This is a genomic window from Paenibacillus silagei, from assembly GCF_017874735.1.
Classification (GTDB): domain Bacteria; phylum Bacillota; class Bacilli; order Paenibacillales; family Paenibacillaceae; genus Paenibacillus_AQ; species Paenibacillus_AQ silagei.
Map to the genome: position 1 here is coordinate 230,836 of NZ_JAGGLV010000002.1, position 23,784 is coordinate 254,619.

At 54.6% G+C, this 23,784-nt stretch carries 24 protein-coding genes; 6 read left to right on the plus strand and 18 right to left on the minus strand.

Annotated features, from left to right (window positions below; genetic code table 11):
- The first annotated feature begins 30 nt into the window (after positions 1 to 30).
- Positions 31 to 300 carry an ACT domain-containing protein gene (locus J2Z70_RS04365; protein ID WP_036700808.1) on the plus strand — a complete coding sequence of 90 codons (270 nt, stop codon included), beginning with the start codon at positions 31 to 33 and terminating at the stop codon, positions 298 to 300.
- Between the two features lie 23 nt (positions 301 to 323).
- Positions 324 to 1,682, plus strand: coding sequence for a PFL family protein (locus tag J2Z70_RS04370; RefSeq protein ID WP_036733006.1), 1,359 nt, complete (start codon positions 324 to 326; stop codon positions 1,680 to 1,682).
- A 334-nt stretch (positions 1,683 to 2,016) separates the two neighbouring features.
- Here the strand turns inward: J2Z70_RS04370 and J2Z70_RS04375 are convergent, their stop codons facing one another.
- From J2Z70_RS04375 to J2Z70_RS04385, 3 genes are all read right to left on the minus strand, one after another.
- Positions 2,017 to 2,913, minus strand: a complete 897-nt coding sequence (locus J2Z70_RS04375; protein ID WP_209870215.1) for a sigma-70 family RNA polymerase sigma factor — start codon at positions 2,911 to 2,913, stop codon at positions 2,017 to 2,019.
- 105 nt (positions 2,914 to 3,018) lie between these two features.
- Positions 3,019 to 3,465 (minus strand): carboxymuconolactone decarboxylase family protein, encoded by a 447-nt coding sequence (locus J2Z70_RS04380; RefSeq protein WP_036733003.1) that lies wholly within the window; start codon positions 3,463 to 3,465, stop codon positions 3,019 to 3,021.
- A gap of 120 nt (positions 3,466 to 3,585) precedes the next feature.
- Positions 3,586 to 5,040, minus strand: a complete 1,455-nt coding sequence (locus J2Z70_RS04385; protein WP_209869811.1) for an MFS transporter — start codon at positions 5,038 to 5,040, stop codon at positions 3,586 to 3,588.
- Between the two features lie 169 nt (positions 5,041 to 5,209).
- Between J2Z70_RS04385 and J2Z70_RS04390 the strand changes: the two genes are divergently transcribed.
- Positions 5,210 to 5,653 (plus strand): MarR family winged helix-turn-helix transcriptional regulator, encoded by a 444-nt coding sequence (locus tag J2Z70_RS04390; RefSeq protein ID WP_036732999.1) that lies wholly within the window; start codon positions 5,210 to 5,212, stop codon positions 5,651 to 5,653.
- Between the two features lie 31 nt (positions 5,654 to 5,684).
- On the opposite strand, the gene J2Z70_RS04395 is transcribed toward J2Z70_RS04390, so the two are convergent.
- Both J2Z70_RS04395 and J2Z70_RS04400 read right to left on the minus strand, forming a co-directional pair.
- Entirely contained in the window at positions 5,685 to 7,124 is a 1,440-nt protein-coding gene (locus J2Z70_RS04395) for a response regulator transcription factor (RefSeq protein ID WP_209869814.1), read from the minus strand.
- A gap of 766 nt (positions 7,125 to 7,890) precedes the next feature.
- The gene (locus J2Z70_RS04400; protein ID WP_425355096.1) at positions 7,891 to 8,766 is read right to left on the minus strand and encodes an SMP-30/gluconolactonase/LRE family protein; all 876 of its coding nucleotides are present in this window, start codon (positions 8,764 to 8,766) and stop codon (positions 7,891 to 7,893) included.
- A gap of 127 nt (positions 8,767 to 8,893) precedes the next feature.
- Between J2Z70_RS04400 and J2Z70_RS04405 the strand changes: the two genes are divergently transcribed.
- Complete coding sequence (locus tag J2Z70_RS04405; RefSeq protein ID WP_209869820.1) at positions 8,894 to 9,520, plus strand: GyrI-like domain-containing protein; 627 nt, start codon at positions 8,894 to 8,896, stop codon at positions 9,518 to 9,520.
- Positions 9,521 to 9,522: 2 nt separating this feature from the next.
- Here J2Z70_RS04405 and J2Z70_RS04410 read toward each other — a convergent pair whose 3' ends face one another.
- From J2Z70_RS04410 to J2Z70_RS04460, 11 genes are all read right to left on the minus strand, one after another.
- The gene (locus J2Z70_RS04410) at positions 9,523 to 10,188 is read right to left on the minus strand and encodes a hypothetical protein (protein ID WP_036732991.1); all 666 of its coding nucleotides are present in this window, start codon (positions 10,186 to 10,188) and stop codon (positions 9,523 to 9,525) included.
- Positions 10,181 to 10,867, minus strand: coding sequence for a hypothetical protein (locus tag J2Z70_RS04415; protein WP_209869822.1), 687 nt, complete (start codon positions 10,865 to 10,867; stop codon positions 10,181 to 10,183). Before J2Z70_RS04415 ends, J2Z70_RS04410 begins: the two co-directional genes overlap by 8 nt.
- A 33-nt stretch (positions 10,868 to 10,900) precedes the next feature.
- Positions 10,901 to 11,542: a DUF4004 family protein gene (locus J2Z70_RS04420; RefSeq protein WP_209869825.1), complete on the minus strand. Its 642-nt coding sequence runs from the start codon at positions 11,540 to 11,542 to the stop codon at positions 10,901 to 10,903.
- A gap of 170 nt (positions 11,543 to 11,712) precedes the next feature.
- Entirely contained in the window at positions 11,713 to 13,044 is a 1,332-nt protein-coding gene (locus tag J2Z70_RS04425; protein WP_209869828.1) for a vWA domain-containing protein, read from the minus strand.
- A 201-nt stretch (positions 13,045 to 13,245) separates the two neighbouring features.
- On the minus strand, positions 13,246 to 13,857 hold the full coding sequence (locus J2Z70_RS04430; RefSeq protein WP_036732979.1) for a 50S ribosomal protein L25: 612 nt from the start codon (positions 13,855 to 13,857) through the stop codon (positions 13,246 to 13,248).
- Between the two features lie 245 nt (positions 13,858 to 14,102).
- On the minus strand, positions 14,103 to 15,068 hold the full coding sequence (locus tag J2Z70_RS04435) for an ABC transporter ATP-binding protein (protein WP_209869831.1): 966 nt from the start codon (positions 15,066 to 15,068) through the stop codon (positions 14,103 to 14,105).
- The gene (locus J2Z70_RS04440) at positions 15,061 to 16,044 is read right to left on the minus strand and encodes an ABC transporter ATP-binding protein (RefSeq protein ID WP_209869834.1); all 984 of its coding nucleotides are present in this window, start codon (positions 16,042 to 16,044) and stop codon (positions 15,061 to 15,063) included. Before J2Z70_RS04440 ends, J2Z70_RS04435 begins: the two co-directional genes overlap by 8 nt.
- Positions 16,045 to 16,056: 12 nt before the next feature.
- Positions 16,057 to 16,980, minus strand: a complete 924-nt coding sequence (opp4C, locus tag J2Z70_RS04445) for an oligopeptide ABC transporter permease (protein ID WP_209869838.1) — start codon at positions 16,978 to 16,980, stop codon at positions 16,057 to 16,059.
- Positions 16,981 to 16,993: 13 nt separating this feature from the next.
- A complete protein-coding gene (locus tag J2Z70_RS04450) occupies positions 16,994 to 17,947 on the minus strand; it encodes an ABC transporter permease (protein WP_209869841.1) in 954 nt (317 codons plus the stop codon).
- A 70-nt stretch (positions 17,948 to 18,017) separates the two neighbouring features.
- Entirely contained in the window at positions 18,018 to 19,772 is a 1,755-nt protein-coding gene (locus tag J2Z70_RS04455) for an ABC transporter substrate-binding protein (protein ID WP_209869844.1), read from the minus strand.
- Positions 19,773 to 20,022: 250 nt separating this feature from the next.
- Positions 20,023 to 20,925: an ArsR/SmtB family transcription factor gene (locus tag J2Z70_RS04460; protein WP_209869847.1), complete on the minus strand. Its 903-nt coding sequence runs from the start codon at positions 20,923 to 20,925 to the stop codon at positions 20,023 to 20,025.
- Positions 20,926 to 21,076: 151 nt separating this feature from the next.
- Here J2Z70_RS04460 and J2Z70_RS04465 point away from each other — a divergent pair, with 151 nt between their 5' ends.
- Together J2Z70_RS04465 and J2Z70_RS04470 are read left to right on the plus strand one after the other, a co-directional pair.
- Positions 21,077 to 21,352, plus strand: a complete 276-nt coding sequence (locus J2Z70_RS04465; RefSeq protein ID WP_209869849.1) for a GNAT family N-acetyltransferase — start codon at positions 21,077 to 21,079, stop codon at positions 21,350 to 21,352.
- 12 nt (positions 21,353 to 21,364) lie between these two features.
- Positions 21,365 to 22,222 (plus strand): GNAT family N-acetyltransferase, encoded by an 858-nt coding sequence (locus J2Z70_RS04470; RefSeq protein WP_209869852.1) that lies wholly within the window; start codon positions 21,365 to 21,367, stop codon positions 22,220 to 22,222.
- A gap of 325 nt (positions 22,223 to 22,547) precedes the next feature.
- Here J2Z70_RS04470 and J2Z70_RS04475 read toward each other — a convergent pair whose 3' ends face one another.
- Positions 22,548 to 23,381 carry a hypothetical protein gene (locus J2Z70_RS04475; RefSeq protein WP_209869855.1) on the minus strand — a complete coding sequence of 278 codons (834 nt, stop codon included), beginning with the start codon at positions 23,379 to 23,381 and terminating at the stop codon, positions 22,548 to 22,550.
- On the minus strand, positions 23,330 to 23,782 hold the full coding sequence (locus J2Z70_RS04480; RefSeq protein WP_036732971.1) for a flavodoxin: 453 nt from the start codon (positions 23,780 to 23,782) through the stop codon (positions 23,330 to 23,332). Before J2Z70_RS04480 ends, J2Z70_RS04475 begins: the two co-directional genes overlap by 52 nt.
- Between the last annotated feature and the right edge of the window lie 2 nt (positions 23,783 to 23,784).

The following is a 23,784-nucleotide window of genomic DNA, read 5'->3' on the forward strand; positions in this document are numbered from 1 at the left end:
TCAGACCATGGATAACGGGAGGCTTTTCAATTGAAGGGGATTATTACGGTACTCGGAAAAGACAAGGTAGGCATTATCGCCAAAGTGTGTACATACCTCGCAGAGCACAATCTGAACATTCTGGACATCTCCCAGACGATTGTGCAGGATTATTTCAACATGATGATGATCGTGGACATCTCTGCCCCCAGCAAGTCCTTCGAGGAGATTGTGGAGGAGCTTCAGCAGGTAGGGGAAGACATCGGTGTGGAAATCAAGCTGCAGCATGAGGATATCTTCAATATTATGCACCGGATTTAACCGGCGAGGGAGGAGCAAGGCTAGTGATCTCGATAGTAGAAGTTCAGGAGACGAATAAAATGATCCGGGAAATGAACCTGGATGTCCGCACCATTACGATGGGCATCAGCCTGATGGACTGCGCCCATACTGACATGAAGGTGTTCAACCAGAAGGTGTATGACAAAATTACCCGCTCTGCCGAGAAGCTCGTGAAGACCGGTGAGGATCTGGAGCGCCAATTCGGGGTGCCGATTGTCAACAAACGGATCTCCGTAACGCCGATTTCGATTGCTGCGGGAGCTGTACATACCGATACCTACGTGCCTGTCGCCCAGATTCTGGACAAGGCAGCCAAGGAGGTAGGCGTCAACTTCATCGGCGGGTATTCCGCGCTGGTGCAGAAGGGCTGTACCAAGGGCGACCGGATTCTGATTGACAGTATTCCGGAAGCGCTGGCGGTGACCGAGAGAGTCTGCTCCTCCGTCAACGTCGGCTCCTCGCGCAGCGGCATCAACATGGACGCCGTGAAGCTGATGGGCGACATCATTCTCCAGACGGCGGAGCGCACCAAGGACCGCGACTCCATCGGCTGTGCCAAGCTGGTTGTATTCTGCAATGCGGTGGAGGATAACCCGTTCATGGCCGGTGCCTTCCACGGGGTGGGCGAACGGGAGTGTGTGATTAACGTTGGCGTCAGCGGTCCGGGTGTAATCAAGCGGGCGCTGGAAGAGGTGAAGGGTCAGGACTTCGAGACCCTGTGTGAGACGATCAAGCGTACAGCCTTCAAGGTCACCCGTGTCGGCCAGCTGGTCGCCCAGGAAGCCTCCAAGCGCCTGAATGTACCCTTCGGCATCATCGACCTGTCGCTGGCCCCTACGCCCGAGATCGGCGATTCCATCGCCGAGATCTTCCAGGTCATGGGCCTGGAGGAAGCCGGTGCTCCCGGCACCACAGCTGCACTGGCCATCCTTAACGACAATGTCAAAAAAGGCGGAGTCATGGCCTCCTCCTATGTCGGCGGCTTAAGCGGCGCCTTCATCCCGGTCAGTGAAGACCACGGCATGATCCAGGCGGTCCAGCGCGGGGCGCTGACTCTGGAGAAGCTCGAAGCTATGACTTGTGTCTGCTCTGTAGGCCTTGACATGATTGCCATACCCGGCAGCACCAGCAAAGAGACCCTCGCAGGCATCATTGCCGATGAAGCCGCCATCGGCATGGTCAACAACAAGACCACAGCGGTCCGCGTCATTCCGGTCATCGGGAAGGACGTCGGTGAAATGGTCGAATTCGGCGGCTTGCTCGGATACGCTCCTGTCATGGCTGTCAACCCGTTCAATTGTGCGGGCTTCGTCAACCGTGGCGGACGGATTCCCGCGCCGATTCACAGCTTCAAGAACTAAGTGAGCATGCAGGCTTAATTGCACTCTGTACATCTAAACCTCCTGACTTTCAACCCATTCTGCGTTTAGTTGTATATCGTACATGTATAAGGCCGTTTTTTCTTACTACTCACCCTTTCAGGCAAAGTTAGTTGTACAGACTACACTTAGACGTGGCATGTGTGAATTTTTGCTGTTTTTAAGTGTACGTTCTACAACTATCCCTAAATTTCACTTGGAGCAAAAGACTTCATCGAGGAAATGGGTGAGTTTTATTATTTTCTTTAACAACCAATAAGACACGTTGCCTTCCCGCTCAGGGAGAGTAACGTGTCTTATTGGTTGTTGCCGGGCATCAGCGCTGCGGCAGCCCTGGCGGTACGATAACATGGGACAGCTTCGCAGGGTCCATCAGAAGATACAGGCTCTGAATCCGTTCCCCGCTGGAATCCGTACTCAGGCAGAGCACGCACTTCACGACTCCCTGATCGGTGAAGATCAGACCCGGCTCGCCGTTCAGCAGCCCGCAGGAAGGCTTCCACTCCCGCAAATAGTGCATAACCCGCTTCGAGGTCAGCAGTGCAGTAACTCCCCGGCGGCCGGTCATCGGCCGGAGAATGGTATGCACCTCGCGGCCTCCGCCGTCGGCAACCAGTACCGGATGCTCGCCCAGCAGCTCCAGCATGCCGCCCACGTCATAGGAGGTGAACGCGGCAGTGAAGCGCACCAGCAGATTCTCGGTGACTGCTCCATATCTGAGCGAGGGTAACCGGGAAGCCGGCTCTGTCTGCAGGATACGCTTGGCCCGGCTGAAGATCTGCCGGCAGTTGCTGCCCGACTTGCCTACCATTCCGGCAATGGCTTCATAGTCGTATTCGAAGGCCTCCCGCAGTACGAATACCGCACGTTCTGTGGGAGACAGACGCTCCAGCAGCACCAGAAAAGCATACGACAGATTATCCTTGCGTTCTGCCGCCGCTTCCGGGCCGTCATATCCCTCGCTTACCGGCTCAGGCAGCCACTCCCCGATATAAGTCTCTCTGCGGCTGCGTGCCGAGTTCAGCATATTGAGGCAGCGGTTGGTCACGCCTTTGGCCACATAGGCTTTGATATTCTGAATGCCGCTCCGGTCCCGGTGCTGCAGCTCGGCGAACATATCCTGCACCGCATCCTCTGCATCGGCAATCACGCCAAGCATCCGGTAGGCAATGGAGAAGGCATAGCCTTTATAGCTCTGATACAGCTCCTCCATACCGGGATTCTCCGCTGCAGGTGTCTTGACCTGAGCCGTTATTTTACCCCTGTCCACTTCATGCCCCCCCCTTCCTTACGATTCCGGCTGCTTCATTAACCGAAGTTAGCCGAAGCAGCCCGGGAACATCCCGGTTGTAATGGCAATCCGGTTCCAGCTGTTGATTGTATTGATCGCCATAATCCAGTCTACCAGTTCCTCTTCGCTAAAGTGCGTAAGCATCTTATGGTACAGCTCCAGCGGAACACCAGCTTCGCTGATCAGCGTGACCTGCTCGGCGAATTCCAGCAGCACACGTTCCTTCGCACTGAATAACGGCGCTTCGCGCCACACACTCAGCAGCAGAATATGATCAGCATAGTTGCCCAGCTTCATCAGATCCTTGCCGTGCATATCCAGACAGAACGCACAGCCGTTGATCTGGGAGACCCTTATTTTAACCAGCTCATACAACACCTTATCCTTGCTGCGGCTTCCTGCATGCTGCTCCAGCGCCATCATTGCCCGGAATGCCGGGCCGTTAACCTCACGATAATTCATTCTTAGACTCAAATTAGGTCGCCTCCTTTATGGTTGTATTGCTCTTCATAACTGTAGACAAGATAGAGCCGGTTGTTGTGACACAAAAAAAGCAGGACAGCGAAATTCCGCAGCCCTGCCCGTTTATTCCTGTTATGCGCTCAGGCTCTTGGCCCTGCGCGAGGAGAACAGCCGCCAACCGGTCAGGAGCGCCGATAACAGGCAGATCCCGGAAGAAGTCAGGAAGACTGCATGCATCCCCGAGAGAAACAGCTCCGGACGTCCTTCTACCAGCCCGGTTACCCGGTAGCCGGCCTTGCTGCTCATTACATTGAACAGGATAGAGGTGGCTAAGGTAATTCCGACGACCATCCCCACATTACGGACCAGCGAGTTCACGCTGCCTGCCGAGCCTAGCTGTGTTCGCGGCACCGTTGACATAATCAGCGAGTTGTTCGGAGAGCCGAACATCCCGCTGCCGATGCCGAGCATGGCGATCCAGACGCCGACCAGCATAACCGGACTGCCTTCGTGCAGCCGGGCCAGCCCGAACTGGGCAACCACCATCACGATCAGACCTGCGAAGGTGAGCAGCTCCGAACCGATTTTGTCCGACAATGCCCCGCTTAACGGAGCGACTATCACCATGCAGATCGGGTAGAGCATCAGCAGGAAGCCTGCATCAAAAGGGGACATGTTCAGCATATTCTGCGCATAAAACGGCGCGATGATATTGAAGCAGAAGTTCGAGACGAACACCAGAAAAGCACAGAATATGCTCAGTGAGAACAAGGGATTCCTAAACAGGGTAAGCTGAAGCAGCGGCTGGGCGCTGCGCTGCTCCACAATCAGGAAGACGATGAAGGTAATCACCGCAGCGGAGAGAGCGGCAATGATCCGGGTATCCCCGTATCCAAGCTGCTGGCCGAGCAGAAGTCCGGCGAACAGAGAAACAATGAAGACAGCAAACAGCAGGCTGCCGGGAACATCAATCCCTGACTTCACGCGTACCAGATCCTTCGGCAGTACCTTCCAGCCCAGTGCAATCGCCAGAATGCCAATCGGCACATTCACCCAGAAAATATACTCCCAGCCCATCGACGATACGATAATTCCGCCTAAGCTGGGCCCCGCTATACTGCCGAGGGACACGAAGGTTCCAATCAAGCCGAGAGCCTTGCCGCGTTCCGTAGACGGGAAAATATCCGTAACAATGCCCTGGCTGTTCGCCATGGTCATCGAAGCACCGACCGCCTGCACTACACGGGAAGCAATGAGCAGCGGCAGGGTGTGGCTTAATCCGCAGAGCAGAGAGCCGATGGTGAAGACGACCATGCCCAGCTTGAACATCCTGATTTTGCCGGCAATGTCACCCAGCTTCCCGAAGAACAGAATCACTGAACAGATCGCCATCAAATACCCGGTTGTCACCCATTCTACCTGGGCCACCGGCAGTGCCAACTCCTTCACCAGCACCGGCAGCGCAATATTCACAATACTTCCGTCCAGTGTAGACATAAAAGTAAACAAATTAAGTACGATCAGAATCAGCCAGCGCTTCTTCTGTATCCCGGCATCCTCCTGATAGGTCGCCTCTAAGCTGCTCATCCACTAACACCCTCTTGGTTCAAATGTAATCTAGTTGCACACGCAACAAACTAATCCTTCACAGTGTACTGCAAATTAGTTGCGTGCGCAACAAAATTACGGTAAGATCTGAGACAGGGCGGTATGCCTTAGGCAGGCTGCCGTTATAATCCTCAGCGAGGTGTCCATTGTGACTTTAAATAGAGAACCCATCGGGAAGCTGATCTCCCATCTTCACCGTCAGAACCAAAAAATACTGGCCAAGGAGCTGCTTCCCTACGGCATCGGCAGCGGAGGCCAGCATAGCTTCTTAAAGCTGGTGCTGAGTCATCCGGGGATCACCCAGGATCAGATGACCAGCCGGATTAAATGCGATAAAGCGACAACTACACGCTCCGTCAAGCTTTTGGAGGCCTCGGGATATATTGAGCGCCGGACAGATCCGACCGACCGGCGCTCCTTCCTGTTGTATCCAACTCCCAAGGCGCTCGATTTCGCCCCCGCCTTCCAGGCGCTGCTGGATGACTTCAACCGCGAGCTGTCCATGGACCTCACCGAGAGTGAGCTGGATACGCTGATAGATCTGCTCCATAAGGTCACCCGTAACTCAGACCGGCTGAACGGGCAGGGCTGAGCGTATTCATTAAGTGGAGACAATCCAGCAGTCACTGCTGTCCCCCGTGTTCAGCCGCGAATAAGGCGCCTTGAAGCTGGCCTTCTGCGCGGAATTCACTCGGCAGCTTGCCGACATGCTCCCGGAACAGCTTGCTGAAATAACGGTCATCCCCGAAGCCGGACCGGCAGGCAATTTCACACACTGGGACAGGGGTCTCCAGCAGCAGTGCTTTCGCCAGCTCCAGGCGCATGCGCCGCAGGCACTCCCCGAAAGTCTCACCGGCAAAGCGGGCGAAGCACCGGCTGAAATAGCCGCGGCTCATATGGATAGCAGCGGCAACATCGCCCTGATTGATTTTATCGCCGGCATGGCTCTTCATATAACGCACAGCGCTGATCAGGCAGAGCATCACCTCTTGACTCAGACCCAGCTCAATCATCCGGCGCTGGACATACCCCGTGAACTGATGCAGCCAGACTTGCCAGTGCCGCCAGTGCCGGTTGCACTCTGCCGCCAGCGCGAGCTCCTGCGCTTCCTCCGCCGTAAGCAGCAGCCGGCTCCAGCCCCGCAGCAGCTCCAGGCCAAAGTCCGCCACTGCCGCAGGGTCCGGCTGCTGCATCGCAACCCCGCTGAGGAACAGATCCCATTCTCTCCGCTCCAGCGTCCAGCGTAGATTCTGCGCCTGTACCAGCGCGGAAGGGACGCCCGTCTCCGGCCGTTGCCGCGCGGCCAGCGCCTGCAGTTCACCATAGTGCAGCCTCGGGAGCGCCTGGCCGCCCGCCGCATAAAACAGCGCCTGCCGGGCTGACTGTTCCAGCACCGCAGCGATTCTCTTCAGCGGCTGACCGCGCACCCCCTCCAGCAGCGCCGCTGTCCAGCTTGTCCCAAGCACCGCTCCCAGCTCTCCTCCGATCCGCGCTGCATCCACAGGATACGGCAGCGGAGACAGCCACATCCCCGGCACAGCATGCAGCGTGGAACTTCTCACCAGAGACAGCGCATACAGCTGCTCTTCCTTCAGTTCCGGCGCAAGCGGCACATATAGCAGTGCTTTGTCCTCAGCGATTACTTTTTGCTCTGCCTTTGAAGAGGTGCTCTTGTTTCCGTCCTCCCACCTGATCCGCTCCACCAGTCTGCGGATAATTTCATCGGCATTCTCCGGCTCCAGCAGCGTTTTGACAATGTAATCCACCGCTCCCAGCCGCAGCGCCTCCTGCACATCATCGAATTCATAATGGCAGGTCAGCACCACGCAGCGTACCGCGGGATACCGCAGCCTCACCTCCCGGATCAGCTCGAACCCGGTCATCCCCGGCAGCGACAGATCCACGAACAGCAGATCCGTCTCCTGCTCGCGCAGCAGCTCCAGTGCCGCATGCCCGTCTCTGGCCTCTCCGGTAATCACCACCCCGAAGGACGGCCAATCCAGCAGTGAGATGAAACCCTTACGCACCAGACGCTCATCGTCTACGACAACAGCCTTAATCATTGAAGTCCTCCTTGCTTTTGATAGGAATAATGATGGATACCGGGTTCCGTCTTTCTCACCGCTCTTCGTGAAAGCGTTTCAATATATAGATACAATACCATATTTTGTTTATTCTGAAAATAAAAAGGCATGCACTTCAGGCTTGAACTCGATGCTTGGTCGTCGCTGTGGTGAACCTCTGACCTCCGGCCGCTGTTGTCCCCAGATTTCATGATTCTATACAACATAAAAAGAGCTGCTCACAGGCAGAATATCCGCCTTATAAACAACTCCGCTTCTGCTATTAGGTACTAGTAGAGCATCAGATTTAAACGTATGAGAATTACTTTAACCCATCGCTTGCTGAGGGTTTACCTCGCCCCGATTAGTCTGCAAGGGGGAGTCTTAATTGCAATTTGTACAACTAAATCGCCGGATGTGCCGCTCAATCTCCGTTTAGTTGTATTTCCTGCAATTAAAATGCCTCTATTCCTGGATTTTCGCCCATCCGGTCAAATTTAGTTGTACAGACTACAACTAGAAGAGGAAGTTCACCCGTTTCACTGTTTTTAGTTGTATAGAATACATTTATCTCAGATATGGTTCGCTACCAACTGAATGCCTGCCTCTTTACTCCATGGAGATCTTTACTTGCTAAAGGTGGCTTCCTTCCAGAATAGGAGTTCATCCGTCCGTTACACCGAGTCCTCCAGCAGAGGGGGCTCTGACTTCACTCTTTTAAATCTGATGCTGTACTAGACCTAGCTGCCTCCCTCCTTCTGCCCCTCTAAAAAGCCGCCCAATTAGCCTCCCGGCCCCTTACTCCCGGCTTGAACCGGAACAATCCGCCTGCCTGCGGCCAGCGTTCCTGCTCTTCTGCACTCATGTATCCGCGTGCCGTAGTGATGTACAGCTCGTCCAGATTCCCGCCGCCGAAGGTACAGGAGGTTACATAATGCGACGGAACCTCAATTTTCTCCAGCTGCTCGCCTGTATGGGGATTCCACCGTGAGATACAGCCCCCGCGCCAATGGGCAACCCAGAGCATGCCTTCACTGTCGATCGTCATTCCATCCGGCCAGCCTTCGCCTTCCGCCAACCGGATGACTGTCCGTCGCCCGCTTACCGAGCCGTCTGCCAGCGAATAATCCATTACATCGATCCCCTTGGTCAACGTGTCAATATAATACATGACCCCCAAGCTGTCGTTCCAGGCCAAGCCGTTGGAGATGCCGATCCCAGTCAATACCTGCCGGACCTCTCCGGCGGACTCCATTACATACAGGCTGCCGTCTCTTCCCGCAAACCTTCTGTTCATCGAGCCGAACCACAACCGTCCACGGCTGTCGCATTTGGCATCATTCAGCCGGTTACCGGGAATTCCGGTCTCCACCGCTGCCAGCAGCTCCACAGGCTGATGCTCCATATATCTGTAGATCCCGTCCTCCATCGTCAGAATCCAGCCGCCGCGCTCCGCCGGTACAGCTGCACTTACCTTTCGCTCAAAGGAATGAATATCATCCGTCCCCTTGCCGGGGTCATAGAGATGTAATTCATTGCTGTCAACATCCATCCAATACAATCTGCCCTTCCTGTGATCCCAATGGGGACCTTCTCCGAGTGCCGCCTTGGCAGCAACCACGCATTCCATCGCTCCGCTCAACATAAACCCTCCTCGAATAAATACTTTCTATGTACTACTGCCCCTCCAGCCTCCAACCTGACATACACCTGTCCGGTTCGCATGCTATGCTGAATGCAGCACAATCCTATGAACTGAGGTGACCCATATGAAGGTCGAATGGAGAAAACAAGACAAAGCCCTATACCTCCCCCCTGCCGAACCGGGGCTGATTCAGGTACCCGCCTTCCCGTATTTCACCCTGCAGGGTGAAGGTAATCCCAACGGCAGCGCATTCGCAGAAGCAGTCGCTGTGCTGTATTCCTTATCCTACACAGTCAAAATGCTGCCGAAAAAAGGTCCCGCACCCGAAGGCTACTACGACTACACCGTCTTCCCGCTGGAAGGAGTATGGGATCTCAGCGAAGCCGGACGCCGCTTAGCCGCTCTTGATAAGAACGAGCTGGTATACACCATAATGATCCGGCAGCCGGATTTCCTGATCCCTCTGCTTGCTGCAGAAGTGCTGGAGCAGGTCAAGCGCAGCAAGCCGCACCCGCTGCTGGACAAGGCCGTCTTCGCCCGCATCGAAGACGGCCTGAGTGTACAAATGCTGCATATCGGCCCCTATGATGATGAACCGCACAGCTTCGCCAGAATGGAGCAATTCTGCTCTGCTCAGGGCCTGCTGCGGGAGTCTCACCTGCACCGCGAAATCTATATCTCGGATGCCCGGCGTGCCCGCCCGGAGAAGCTGCGAACCGTGCTGCGGTTCAAGGCCGCCCGGCAGGATTAACGCTACATTTTCACCGCATTCCTTACCGTTGAGCTCTTGTGCACCTCCAGCAACTCCCGGTACTCCACCGTCTCAATCTCGCAGCCGGGCCCGATCACAACGCTTCCGCCCCGGACGGTCTGCGCCTGCGTATGCTGAAGCTCGATCCGATCTCCTTCGATCAGCCGGGCCGCGAAGCTCATCTTCTTCCCGGGTCTTAGCAACGCGCCGGAACGGCTGCGCTTGATGGAGATGCTGCCGCCGCCGACCGTATCCGCCCTACAGGGGCCGAATAACGTCAGGTCGAGCCTCTCCGCATTTAATAGTCCGCTGACCTCCAGGACTCCGGTAATCTGCACCTGCTCTGCTTCACAATCGCCCGTAACTATGATCCCGCCGGTCAGCTTGATATCCTCAATCCGCAGCCCGCCGCCTGCCGTAAGCTCTCCTTGTCCGCGCAGGCTGGCTGCGTCTACCCGGCCCTTCACCTTGCACTCCCCGGTGATTTTGATATCCTGTACCCGAAGATTTCCTTCAACCGCTACCTCTCCGGTCTGCGCAAGCTTATGGCAGTCCACATCCCCGCTAAAGGTACATTCTCCCGTCACCTTCACATCCTTAAAAACTCCGCCGACAGAGCTCGACGTTCCGAGTATCTTCAGATCATGGCGTTCTACCGCTTCATTCACCGGTCTTCTCCTCCTTTCCCACCTGGACACCGGGATGTACAGTCAGTCCCGTTCTATACTCCACCCGGCCAATCGAGCAGCCCTGTCCGATAATGACCGTACCGCCCCTCACTACATCTGCACTCGTGTATTCCAGATCTAGCGTATCTCCCTCGATGAGCTTGGCCCGCAGCCCGATTTTAAGCTTGGGGATCATTCCGCCGAGCAGTCTGCCCCAGGCCGCGTTACCTTTTTTGCGGATCACCAGGCTCTCCACGCCAATCTCCCCTGCCTCAGACTGACCCTGTAGCCCGAACTCCATCCGGCCCGCACTCAGCAGGCCCCCCACCGTGAATACCCCTTCACCGGTCAGCTCCTCCAGCTCACAATCGCCCTTCAGCTTCAGCATGCCGTCCATTACACAGCGCTCTCCCCGCAAACTGCCTTCTCCGTTCACTACCCCATTCAGCTTCATCTCACCAACCTGCAGATTGCCCTTCAGATTGAGGGTTCCGTTCATCTCCAGCTCATCGGCCGTGAGGTCACCCTTCTGCTTCATCACGCCGTCACAGCTATAGGTATGTGCGTGGAGCGCTCCGTTCATCTTACTGACACCGTTGATATTAACTTTGTTATATCTGCCTCCGGCAGCTGTGTTGACCCCATCCATCACCAGATCCGGCAGTTCATTCTTCTCCATGGTCCAGCCTCCTGTCGTTTACTGTTCCTTACTCTATAAGCCGTCTTCAGTCAAACGTCCATTCAGTAGTTCCGCCAGATCGGCAGAGCGAAGCCTGCTCACCAGCCGTACCCCCTCTTCGAAGGCCAGCCCCGCTCCCGGCAGCGCCATAATGAAGAAGCTAACCCCCATCTTCCGCACAAAAAACAGCTCCCACCCCTTCTCCCCGTACCCCGGCGCATGACTCTCCAGCGTCTGATAGAGCCGGTCTGCTTCCTCCCAGCTGAGCTCCCCCTTACTGAGCAGCCAGTCTGCCGCAAATACATTAAGAATCTGCTCGAAGCTCAGCTGCAAGCCCTCGGCCTCCGGTCTCCCGAACCGCTCTAGACTACCCACCGAAACAATGTTACGTTCCTTTAGCTGGGATACAGTTAAGCTGATTCTGTACGAGGATGCCGGCTCTGACAGCTGATCCGCCAATTCATCCAGGGAGAGATCATCCTTTTTCTGTAAAATATGCTGCACCCGCCCCAAAATCCGCGCCCGCGGAAAAAAGGTCTCTTGTCCCGTAAAGGTAGATTTGCGGATGAACCATTCCTCAGGAATCAGCTGCTTCCGCTTCCAGCGGTACAACTGCCCGTAAGAGATTCCTGTCTCATCGAGCAGCTCCTTTTTGGAGATTAAATCCTCTTCCATATCACCACTCCTTGCGCTCATCGTAACATAACACTGTTACGTTGTAAACTGACAAGCTGCCTAAATCGCTCCCCTCCCGTGCAACAGCGCCTCCTCCTATCCACTCCTTCATAAAAAACAGAGCAGACCCTAGCCCTTACCGGCTTCGGATCTGCCCGCTATACTTCATTCTATGAACGCACAACGCCCTTCTGCCTGGCTTCACGCAGCCATTTCGGGTACTCGTTGAACAGCCGGTCATACAGGTCCTCATCGCTGACCTCGTCCAGATCATCCAGCGCGAAAAAATCGGCATTATCCACATAACGGCCCCGCAGATCGTCAAGCTCACGGAGTACGCCATAATCCGCATTGCCCAGTCCCACAAACTGCCAGAAGATATTATGCTTCGAGCTCTGGATCAGCAGCTTCGATATTTTGGGCGTCTCATAGATGCCCCCGTCGCTGAAGAAGACCACATATACCGGCAGGTCGCCCGGCTCCTCCTTCGTATATTTCTTGATCAGATCCGCCATAACCACCGGCTCATTGTTCCCGATGCCCAGTCCCCCGAACATCTTCGGTCCCGGATAGGTCCGCTTCACATAATCCTCATATCCGTGTTCATTCACGCTTGGCATTCTCTTACTCTTAGTGGCGAAGAACCAGACATCCAGCATTCCGTCATCATCCATTTTGGCAGCCACAGCCAGCACCCGTTCAAAAGCCCGCTGCACGACTCCCTTCGCATATAATTGCGCCATAGAGCCAGATGCATCGAACACCACGGCCACCCTTGCCTTCTCCTGGTCAAGATTCTTCTTGCGCAGTGAAATTCCGACCTGCTGCTTCAGGAGATCAATCTTCGTCAAATTCAGGGCAGGCCGGGGAGCCTCCTCCTGGACTGCTTCCTTAGGAGGTCCGCTGTATGCAGCCGCTGCTTCCGTATGGCCTGACACCGATAGAGTCTCTGCTCCGCTGCCGTGCTCCGGCGCTTCGTCTTCCACCTCGACCCCGTGCGCTTCCGCCAGCGGCTTCAGCCCGCCATGGAAGCCCCGTCCGACCGCGCGCAGCTTGAAGCCCCCGCCGTGGCGGTACAGCTCGGCCAGCACGAGTGAGGTCTCGGCATTGCCTTCCACAATCTCATACACCAGCTCCGTATCCTTCCCTGCCGCGCTGATTCTGCAGCCTCTGACATCGGCGAAGGTGCCGGGACCGTCCAGCGTAGCCGCGAAGACGCATTTATCAATGCCCGAGGCGCTAAGCGCACGCAGATCTATGGCGAACTCTCCGCTGTATTTATCGATAGAATTGAATACGACCGTGTGCTTGGGGTCAGCAGGCTGATTATAAAAGATAAAAAAATCATCGGACGGTACCTTCCCGTTCTCGCCCACCATAAAGCAGCTGATATCCAGAATGGCCGGAGAACTGCTGCAGGATATCTTCACAGTTGCCTGGGTAGAAGCCTCGTCCAGCTTCGCATTGGAGCCGCTTACCAGCTTGATTATATTAGGATTCATGAATGCACTCTCCTACTCTCATATGTAATACCAGGATGTACCAGATTCCCGCTTCCGCAAAAAGGAGCAGACCATTCCCTGCTAAGGATATGTCTGCTCCTGGTTGATCAAAGATTATGACTCTCCATATACAGCCGTTATCTCAGGCTGTCTGCGGAGTTCTCTGCATATAGAGATGCGATGGCTACAGCCAGAAAAGTCTTATTCTTCAGACTTCTCAGCTTCGGCTGCTTCCTCAGCTGGTGCGGCAGCAGCTTCATCAGCCGGCTCCTCCATCACGAGCGGAGGCGATATCCGCACGATCAGCGTATCTTCAGGGGTAAGGATCTCCCAGCCTTCATGCTTAGGCAGATCGGACACCAGCAATTGATCACCGATATCGAGGCCGCTGATATCTACTTCGAGGTTTGCTTCCAGCTTGTCCGGCAAGGTCCGGATATCCAGCTCATACAGCTCCACCTGCTGCACGCCGCCGCTCTTGACGCCGATAGGATCACCTGTGAAGTGGAAGGCTACCTTGGTATCCAGATCAGCCTTCATGTCAATCTGCTGCAAGTCTACATGAAGCAGCGTACGGGATAACGGCTGGCGCTGCACTTCCTGAATAACCGCATTCTTCGAGCCGGAGCCCGGGAATTCCACCTTCAGGATGGCACGCGGATTTTTGCCGAGAATATCATTAAGGGTTTTGGCATCTGCTGAGAAGGACTGGGTATCTGAACCTGCACCGTAAACTACAACCGGTACAAAACCTTTGCTGCGCTGGGATGAATTCGATCCGGATCTTTCAGTCAAGCGTACTGTGGTATTCATGATATTTCCTCCTAATAGTTTTTTGAGCGCTACGCCCTTTTCGTTAAGAAAGCCGGGCAAGTTGCCGGGGGCGACGTACGCCAAGTAGTGTCAGCATAGCTGCATTAAAAAACAAGACCAATTAGCTCTTATGTCTAATCAGTCTCTTATTAACCATATTTGCCCGCTATGGAATCAGTATAGCACCGGGAAAAGAACAAGTCAAAATAGGGTAAAATTCAAATCCAATCCATATTTATAAATGATTACGCTAAATGACAGGCCACCAAATGCCCCGCGCCAGCGTCACGCAACAGCGGAATCTCCGCTTTACAGACCTCCAAGGCGAATGGGCAGCGCGTATGAAATTTACAACCGGACGGCGGATTCGCCGGGCTTGGAATATCCCCTGTCAGCACGATTCGTTCCCGCTTCAGCCGAGGAACCGGCACCGGAACAGCGGACAACAGCGCCTTGGTATAAGGGTGCAGCGGATGCAGGAATAACTCATCCCTGGTTGCCGTCTCCACGATTGAGCCAAGATACATCACACCTATCGAGGTGCATAAATGCTCCACTACGCTAAGATCATGGGAGATGAATAAATACGCCAGCCCTTTGCTCTGCTGCAGTCTGCTGAACAAGTTAATAATCTGCGCCTGGATCGACACATCCAAGGCCGACACCGGCTCATCTGCGACAATCAGGTCCGGATTCAGGATCAGCGCCCGGGCAATCCCGATCCGCTGGCGCTGGCCGCCGGAGAATTCATGCGGGAAGCGGTCAATATGATACGCGGATAACCCGCAGGCCTCCAGCGCCTCCAGCACCAGGCTTCTGACCTCAGCCTTCGTACATAGGCCATGGTCCAGCAGCGCTTCGCCTATGGCGTCGCCGATCCTGATCCGGGGATTAAGGGCACTGTACGGGTCCTGGAAAATAAGCTGCATCTGCGGCCGGATCAGCCGCATCTCCGCAGCAGACAGGCTGTGAATGTCAGTGCCCTTGAACCGGACCTCTCCGTCGGTTTTGTCCGTCAAGCGCAGAATGGTCCGCCCTACGGTGCTCTTGCCGCTGCCGGATTCCCCGACAAGGCCGAAGGTCTCGCCGGGCCGGAGTGTGATGCTGACATCGTCTACAGCCTTCACATGTCCCGCCGTGCGGCCAAGCAGGCCTTGCTTCACCGGAAAATACTTCTTCAGATGCTTCACTTCCAGCAGCGCTTCAGACATATAATTCCGCCTCCTCATACAGCCAGCAGGAGACCTTCTGCCCGTTCCCGGTCTCCTTCAGCAGCGGCTGCCGGGTACGGCAGACCGGCATACAATGCCCGCAACGGTCATGGAAGTAGCAGGATGGAGTAAGCGCAAGCGGGCTTGGTACCTGCCCGGGAATGGAGTAGAGCTCCTCCAGGCGCTGGCCCATCACAGGCTTCGACTTCAGCAGCCCCCGTGTATATGGATGCTGCGGGTTCTGGAACAGCTCCACCACCCCGCCCTCTTCAACAATCTGCCCGGAGTACATCACGATGACATAATCCGCCATCTCGGCCACAACCCCTAAGTCATGCGTAATCAGCAGGATCGACATCCCGGAATCTTCCTTAAGGCCGCGCAGCAAGTCCAGAATTTGCGCCTGAATCGTCACATCCAGAGCTGTGGTTGGCTCATCGGCAATCAGCAGCTTGGGGCTGCAGGAGACCGCAATGGCAATCATAATCCGCTGAAGCATACCGCCGCTCAGCTCATGGGGGTAGCTGCCCATAATCTGTTCCGGACGGGATATCCCGACCTGGGTGATCAGTTCAATTGCACGGCTCCGTGCTTGCTTCTTGTTCATCTTGAGATGTACAGACAGCGGCTCCATAATCTGCTCGCCAATCTTCATGACCGGATTAAGCGAGGACATCGGCTCCTGAAAGATCATCGCAATCTCATGGCCGCGGATGCTGCGCAGAGAATTTTTGTCCAGCCGCAGCAGATCCTCTCCCTGGAAACCGATACGGCCCCCGGTAACTCTGCCGCCAGGCTCCTCCACCAGCCCCATAACCGACATGGCCGTGACACTTTTCCCGCAGCCGGATTCGCCGACAATGCAGACCGTCTCCCCTCTCCCGATCTTGAAGCTGACGTTATCCACCGCCCTTACGGTGCCTTCTTCCGTGAAGAATTCGGTGCTTAGACCGTCTATATTCATTACAGGCTCCATTGATATGGCCACCTACCTCTTCTGTTTAGGATCAAGGACGTCTCTGAGGCCGTCACCAAAGATATTAATCGCAATCACCGTGGCAAAAATCGACAGTCCCGGCGGAATCCACAGCCATGGCCGGTTCTGGAAATCAAGAATGTTGTTCGCCGCGTCAATCATATTGCCCCAGGTCGGAGTAGGAGGCATGACCCCCAAGCCGAAAAAGCTTAGGACGGATTCACTGAGAATGGCACCGCCGATATTCAGCGTAGCCATAACGATCAGCAGCGGAACAATATTAGGCAGCAGATGGTGCAGCAGCTTCCTGCGGTCACGCAGCCCCAGCACCACAGCCGCCTGCATGAATTCGCGTTCCCGCAGGCTCAGCATCTGGCCCCGCACCATTCTTGCCAGCCCCGGCCAGTTCACAATACTCAACATCAGCATAACGATATACATCCGGTAATCCGTCGGAATCTTCCACTCCGAGAGCAATGCGCCGAAGATGAAGAGCAGCGGCAGACCGGGAATGGTCATCAGCAGATCGGCAATCCGCATAATGATCTGATCCAGCAGCCCCCCGTAATAACCGGCAATGGCACCCAGCAGCGACCCGAGAAATACTGACAGCAGCATGGAAGCAAGACCTACGGTGAGGGATATGCGTCCGGCCTGCATCACCCGGGTCAGAATATCCCGGCCCAGCGCATCCGTGCCCAGCCAGTGCTTCAGGCTCGGGGGTTTATTCATGAATGCCATGTTGATTTTGTTATCTGTATAGGGCGAGAAGAACGGACCGATGAAGCATAACACAAACATTAAGACAACCACCGCGAACCCGGCAACGGCCAGCTTATTGTGCATAAGCCTCCGCAAGGATTGCCGCATTAGGGACGATTTGCGCAGTCCGGGGCGGATTCCCTCTATTTCTTTTACTCTGATATCAGTTGCCATGAGAACTCCCCTCCTATAACCGGACACGCGGATCGGCCACCCGGTACAGAATATCCGATAGCAGGGTCCCGATGACGGTCAAAATAGCCAGAAACATGGTGAAGCCCATCAGCAGCGGATAATCCCTTAACCCGAAGGACTTCATATACAATTGGCCGATCCCCGGCCAGTTGAAGATCTGCTCGATAATAATCGAGCCTCCGAACAGGGCAGGCAGCTCGAAGCCAACCAGCGTAATTGCCGGCAAAAGCGCATTGCGCAACGCATGGGAGAACAGCACCTTCCGCTCCTTCAACCCTTTTGCACGGGCCGTCCGGATATAGTCCTGTTTGAGTACATCAATCATATTGCTGCGGAAGTAGCGGGTTAATGAACCCAGTCCAAGCAGCGTCATCACAATGACCGGCAGCGTCATATGCTGCACGACTTCCTTGAAGTAGGCGAAGCCTGCCGCGGTGCTGCCCGTAGTCGTCATCCCGCCCGGCGGCAGCCACTTCAGATCCACAGCCATAATCTTGATCAGGAACAGGCCGATGAAGAAGGACGGCAAGGACATGGCAGCGAAGATGGCAATCATCACCAGCGTGTCGAACCAGGAATACTGCTTATAAGCAGAGATGACACCGATTATTACTGCGATAAGCCAGGTGAGGAACGTGGAGACAGCGGCCAGCAAAAAAGAATTCCAGATATAATCACCAAACAGCTGAAGCACCGGCTTCTGCTGGGCAAGTGAATATCCGAAATCCCCGTGGAAGGCATTGCTCATCCAGGTCCAGTAGCGTTCCAGTACCGGTTTGTTCAGGCCGTAGATCTCCCGCAGCTCCGCTTTGCGTTCTGCCGTCAGCTTGATGTTCCCGGTAATGAAGTCCCCCGGTGTAAGGGCATAGAGGCAGAAGATCAGCAGTGAGGCGGCAAAAAGGATGATCAGCATATACAGCATTCTTTTAGTCAGATAAGTGCTCATGTATGGCTCCTTAGGATTCATCCCCCTGCCTGCCCCCGCCTTGTGACGCAGACAGGAGATGAATCATTCGTTATTTCAGAGTCCAGTTCGGCAGACTGCCGGCAAGACCGATGAACGGGCTGACCGAGAGATTCTCAATGCGGCCGTTATAGGCGTATACCGTTTTTTTGTAATTGGTAAAAATGACTGGCAGCTCGTCGTTGAATAGCTGATACAGCTCTTTATAGACTGCTTTGCGCTGTTCAATATCCGTGGTAGCCAGCGCTTTGTTGTACAGCTCAGTAAACTTCGGGTTGTCATAGTCCGTGATCTCACCATCGAAGAACTGCATGAAGCCATCTGCCGGATCGGTCAGCATGCTGGTAGAGAAGGAGACGAGATCATAGTCCCCGCTCTCTGTCTTTGAGACCAGCGAGTTGAAGTCGGCGAAGATCTCCGGCTGGAAGTCAATGCCGAGCGCCGCGAAGTTCTCTTTGGCGACCGCGATGAAGATGTCTGAGCTCTTGCTCTTGCTGGCCAGATAATGGATGCTGAGCGGCTTGCCGTCCTTCTCGCGGATGCCCCCTGCCCCTACCGTCCAGCCGGCTTCATCCAGCAGCTTCTTCGCCTGCTCAGGATCATATTTGTAAGGATTAATGCCTTCCTCAGTATAGGACCAGGAGATTGGCGAAGCAGGAATGTTGGCTATTGCCCCCGCGCCTTCGGCTGCGTCCACATAGATGCTCTGCCGGTCCAGCCCATAGACAATCGCCTGTCTGACCCGCTTATCCTTGAGCTGCTCATGCTTCAGGTTAACCTGCATATAGCCATAAGTGCTTGGGGTATACGGTAGAATATTGACATAACCGAGCTCTTTCAGCTTCGTGATATTTTCTTCTGTTGCAGGAAAAGAGGCATAGTCCACCTCACCCGTCTCAAGGAACTGCCAGGCATCCCCTGAGGTGGTTTTGTAGATAAAATGTTCTGTCTTAGGCTTGCCCTTGAAGTAATTCGGGTTGGCAATCAGCCGGACCTCTTGTCCGGGAATGAACTTCTCCAGCGTATAAGGGCCATCGCCCAGCGGCTTCTCATGCAGCTTCTTGATATATTCGAGCTGGCCGAATTTGTAGTCCTTGCCATAATAGGCCTTGGACAGCACATTGGAGCCCAGAGTCACCAGCGCCGTGGCATTGGGCTGCTCCAGCGTAACGGAAAGGGTCTGCGGATCAATAATCCGGATGCCTTCCACCGTCTTGGCCGTTCCGGCCTTGTAAGCCTCCCCGCCCTTCACCTTCAGTGAGGGAAGCGAAGAACCGCCGTCATAGGCTTTGTCATACTGGAGAGTCCAGGTGAACGCCACATCCTCCGCCGTGAGCGGCGAGCCGTCGCTGAACTTCAGATCTTTGCGCAGGTGGAACGTATATGTAAGCTGATCGTCCGATACCTCCCAGCTCTCGGCCAGCTCTGGCGTTGGCACCCCTTTGTCATCCACCGTCACCAGCGATGCATAGAGCAGCGAGGAGACATTACCGTCATAACCGCTCTCCTGGAAGTAAGGCGTGAAGGCACCGCTGGGATCGGTAAGGCCTACGATGATGGTATCGGTGCGTTTCTGCGCGGCTGCCGGCAGCTTCGCAAGGTCGGTTGCAGTAAAAGGCTCATTAAGCGCACCGGCAGGCACCACCTCTGGGGACAAAGTCGCTGCTGAGTTGGTTGAAGCACCCGGAGCAGAGCTGGCAGGAGTGCCTGTGGATGCTGCTTCCGGGCTACTGTTATCGGAGCAGGCGGACAGCAACAGCGAAGCTGTCAGGAATAAGGAGGACAACACAAACGTACTTTTTCTCATAACATCATCTCTTTTCTCACAATTTATAAATTCTAATAATTCCTACCCACTAAGTATGAATAAAGACCGATAGTTCACATTATAGAAAGTAAAGTCGGTTCTGTAAATAGAGAACTACAAAATAATTCTCCTGAAGAAGAATTAAATTAGTGAATCACAGCAAAAAAAGCCAAAATCTTCTCCTTAGTTGAGAAGACTTTGACTTCTGGTTTGACGCTATAGCAAAACTGAGAATAAAAGCTGTCCGCTGTTATTTCAGATACTCTGACAGCTGCTCATTCATCTGCTGAATGCCCTCCATCCGCAGACTGTACGCAATGACGTTCTCGCCCTCGATATAAGCATTCAGCAGACCAGCACTCCGCAGACTTGTAATGTGATCATGAACAATTCCTTTGGACAGACCTGCCTGCCTGGCAATCTCCGTGAACGATTTGCGCTCACCGCCCAGCGATTTGAGAATTCGGAGCCGGCTCTTCTCGCCCAGACTGCGGAGCGTCCGGTGCATGGTAGGTGAAATCTCTTCTTCCGGCACCTGGATTCTTGCGGCATAATGACAGATCGTCAGGTCACCGAAGTTATACAGGATATTAATCGGCTGAAAGTGGAACTGCGGAATCAGCACCAGTCTGCGCAGACCGCCGCCCGGCAAGAAAAAGAATCCGTTCGTTGTCTTGTTCACAAATTCTGCAACCGGGCTGCCTGTGAGCATCTCCCTCCGTTCCTCAGCATGCTGCTGCAGCTTGTCCATGATCCCCGGATTGCAGCTGCTGAAGTATTGCCGGTTCCACTCCGACAGCAGGAAGACCATGCGGCTGCGGTATAGCTCCATTTGTACGGGGAAATTACTTACATAACCTCCAAGAGTCTCGTACATCTCCCCAACGGGCAGGCCTTCCAGCCAATCCAGCACACTGCTCACACTCTTTTTGTCAGGACACAGATGAATCAGCAGATTAAACAGCTTCCAATCACTATCCAGCTCCGTCTCCTCTAATGCTTCCAGCAGCTCCGGGCTCAAACGGCCTGACACCTCCGCCGCCCAGGACATGCCGAGATCTATCTTTTTACTCCCCTTCTTGCAGATGTACGTATGTATACTGCTTATTAATTCATATACCGGGTGAAAATGAACCTCTGCCTTGTAATCCATGTCTATACCCCCTGATGCAACTTCTTTTCATTACAGCGTTAGTGCCTTAATCATATCATATTATTCCCTTATCCTTCTTTCGCTTTCTCGCTTTTTGCCGGACAGGGTAGTAAAATAAAGGCACTATACCGGAATGGAGTGAGGTTATAAGATGGACAAGATTGTAAAGGGAGAAGGACGTTTCTATATCGCTGGTGACGGAAAAGACCTGGCCGAGATTACATACAGAACCGAAGAGAGCACAGGGAATCTGGTGATTGACCATACCTTTGTCTCCGAAGATCTGCGCGGCCAGGGGGCTGGAGAGAAGCTCGTGCGGGCGGTCGTTGACCTGGCCCGTGAGCAGAGTGTCAAGATTGTACCGGTGTGCCCGTATGCGGCCCATCAATTCGAGAAGCACGAGGAATACAAGGATGTGCTCAAATAGGAGGAAGAACGTTTGACGAATACAGATACACTGAAACAGATTGAAGAGCTGCAGCAGCGCTGCGAACAATATGAGGGCATTGCCTTGAAGCTAAACTGGGACATGCTCCGGCATCCAGGAGAAGCAGGCGGTGCGAAATACCTGGTGACCTATGAAAAGGATGTGCTGACCGGATTCATCGGCCTGTACGGCATCAGCGGTGATCTGGAGGTATGCGGCATGGTCCGGCCGGGCTACCGCCGCCGGGGGATCTTCAGCACCCTCTGGAAGCAGGCAGAGACCATCATCCGCGGGGGTAAGGTGAAGACGCTGCTCCTGAACACACCTGCGGCTTCGGCTTCAGGCAATGCCTATCTGAAGACCTTGCCGCTTGCCTTCAGCCATTCGGAGTTTCAGATGAAATGGGATGGTAAGGGCAGCAAGGTTAGAGCCTCAGAGGCCAGCTCGGCCTCAGGCAATGTCATGCTCCGGCCTGCACGTCCGGAGGAGACGCCTCTACTCATCGCCTTCGACTGCGACGGGTTCCAGATGACCGAAGAGGATGCCGCAGAAATGTATGTGCAGCACGAACAGGAAGGCTCCCAGGAGCATATCATCATTGAGCTCAGCGGCCAGCCCGCCGGGAAAATGCGTCTGTGGTCCGAGGACAACGAAACCTGGATCTACGGATTTGTGGTAGACAAGAAGCTGCGCGGTCTCGGCATCGGCCGGAGTGCCCTGCAGCAGACCATTGAGCGGGAGCAGCGGAATTATAACGGAGTGAATCTGGAGGTTGCGCTGGATAACCCAAATGCGCTGAAGCTCTATGAGAGCTGCGGATTTGTCGTTCAGAGCCAGCAGGATTATTACACCTATCCTTTGAACAGCTAGCCTGGCAACGAGTATTCCAAGAAGCATCATTTGGTCCATATGCCTGCGCACCAGCACAATGTATGCTGTTTTTCGCATACATTTGGGCCATACGCCTTCGTGTGAGCACAATGTATGTTGTTTTTCACATAAATTTGGGCCATACGCCCGCGCGCCAGCAAATGTATGTTGTTTTTCGTATACATTCGGCCCATACGCCTGCGTGTGACACAATGTATGCTGTTTTTCGCATACAATTCCTAAAAAATCAAAAAGCATCCCCTCATGGTCAAATGCCTTGGGGGAGATGCTTTTTTGACGTAGTCTCTTAACTCATCGTCTGCTTCTACATCAGTCCGTAGCCCCGCACCTGGGCTTCATCCCGGTCGCTGCGGCGGTTGCTGCATTTCACGCAGCCTGCTGCCTGTTCCTCCCGCTCCAGGAAGACAGACAGCAGGCGCACATAATCCAGCGATTCCTGCAGGGGCATGACTGCTCCGTCATACAGCTGCCTGCGGCCATCCAGCAGCGAGTAGATGGCGATCGTCTCTGCCGGCTTCCCGTAAGCCTTATGGCAGAATACATTCGCCATATGCAGAAATCCGGTAATCACCTGCGGGTCAGCATGTACCATGAATTTCTGGATATTCAGACTGCGTCCCGTAAGCTTCGAATTCCAGGCCAGCTGAAAAATCACCGCCAGCTCAATCTCAAGCTCCCGGACAGGAACATGCCACTGTTCGAACCGCATCACCGGAATCTCTCCGGTGTAACTGCCTGCGACAATCCGCATCAGCTCATCAGCCACCGCCTGCTTGACATCCCAATAATGCATCAGGGAAGGAAAAGCATTGCCCTTCGGCGGCCAGCGGCGCTCCAGCAGAAACTGGACAGGCGTCTCCCGGCGCACCTCGGGACGCAGACTGTAGTAGTCATTAAGCGTATGTCCGACTGCAAATTGAACCTGTTGTCTCCAGCGGGGAAGTCCGGTAGCGGGAGCTCCGCTGCCGGCCACCTCGGCCCCGCCCAGCATGATGTGCTCCATGCGGTAATCGTTCAGACGTCTGTACCGGCCAGCTTCAGCATCCGGCTTCGTTCCTGTGAAGTCTCCTGCCGCCGCGCCCATCCTTAAGAGACCGCCGCGCAGATCTCGATGAACTGGCGCCCGTAAGTGCGGCAAGCCTCTTTCTCCGCTGCATTCGGGCCGTATTCAATCTTCAGGCTGGGCTGCACAATCTCGGCCCCGCGCTCCTTCAGCTTCTCTTCAATCTGATCCACTGCTCCGCAGTAGATCGCATACCCGGTGTCTCCGCTTCCGAAGGCCGCCGCCTTACAGGCGCTGAGATCCAGCTCATCCAGCTCTTCATAGAAATCCAGGAATTCATCCGGCAACTCGCCGTCTCCCCATGTGTACGCACCCAGCATTACAGCCTCATACGCTTTTATCTCATCCGCATTGCAGTCCATGACCGATTTCAGTACGGCCTCTCCGCCTGCCGCGCGTATTCCTTCCACGATCAATTCAGCGATTTCCTCCGTATTGCCAGTCAAGCTGGCATATGCCACTAGCACTTTAGCCATGA

What these genes read in the sequence shown, in the direction of transcription:
- J2Z70_RS04440 (WP_209869834.1), bottom strand. Translation starts at nt 16,044, where the DNA reads ATGGAGCCTGTAATGAATATAGACGGTCTAAGCACCGAATTCTTCACG.
- J2Z70_RS04450 (WP_209869841.1), bottom strand. Translation starts at nt 17,947, where the DNA reads ATGAGCACTTATCTGACTAAAAGAATGCTGTATATGCTGATCATCCTT.
- J2Z70_RS04425 (WP_209869828.1), bottom strand. Translation starts at nt 13,044, where the DNA reads ATGAATCCTAATATAATCAAGCTGGTAAGCGGCTCCAATGCGAAGCTG.
- J2Z70_RS04455 (WP_209869844.1), bottom strand. Translation starts at nt 19,772, where the DNA reads ATGAGAAAAAGTACGTTTGTGTTGTCCTCCTTATTCCTGACAGCTTCG.
- J2Z70_RS04460 (WP_209869847.1), bottom strand. Translation starts at nt 20,925, where the DNA reads ATGGATTACAAGGCAGAGGTTCATTTTCACCCGGTATATGAATTAATA.
- J2Z70_RS04480 (WP_036732971.1), bottom strand. Translation starts at nt 23,782, where the DNA reads ATGGCTAAAGTGCTAGTGGCATATGCCAGCTTGACTGGCAATACGGAG.
- J2Z70_RS04420 (WP_209869825.1), bottom strand. Translation starts at nt 11,542, where the DNA reads ATGGAAGAGGATTTAATCTCCAAAAAGGAGCTGCTCGATGAGACAGGA.
- J2Z70_RS04415 (WP_209869822.1), bottom strand. Translation starts at nt 10,867, where the DNA reads ATGGAGAAGAATGAACTGCCGGATCTGGTGATGGATGGGGTCAACACA.
- J2Z70_RS04375 (WP_209870215.1), bottom strand. Translation starts at nt 2,913, where the DNA reads ATGGAGGAGCTGTATCAGAGCTATAAAGGCTATGCCTTCTCCATTGCC.
- J2Z70_RS04430 (WP_036732979.1), bottom strand. Translation starts at nt 13,857, where the DNA reads ATGAATACCACAGTACGCTTGACTGAAAGATCCGGATCGAATTCATCC.
- J2Z70_RS04385 (WP_209869811.1), bottom strand. Translation starts at nt 5,040, where the DNA reads ATGAGCAGCTTAGAGGCGACCTATCAGGAGGATGCCGGGATACAGAAG.
- J2Z70_RS04395 (WP_209869814.1), bottom strand. Translation starts at nt 7,124, where the DNA reads ATGATTAAGGCTGTTGTCGTAGACGATGAGCGTCTGGTGCGTAAGGGT.
- opp4C (WP_209869838.1), bottom strand. Translation starts at nt 16,980, where the DNA reads ATGGCAACTGATATCAGAGTAAAAGAAATAGAGGGAATCCGCCCCGGA.
- J2Z70_RS04465 (WP_209869849.1), top strand. Translation starts at nt 21,077, where the DNA reads ATGGACAAGATTGTAAAGGGAGAAGGACGTTTCTATATCGCTGGTGAC.
- J2Z70_RS04405 (WP_209869820.1), top strand. Translation starts at nt 8,894, where the DNA reads ATGAAGGTCGAATGGAGAAAACAAGACAAAGCCCTATACCTCCCCCCT.
- J2Z70_RS04435 (WP_209869831.1), bottom strand. Translation starts at nt 15,068, where the DNA reads ATGTCTGAAGCGCTGCTGGAAGTGAAGCATCTGAAGAAGTATTTTCCG.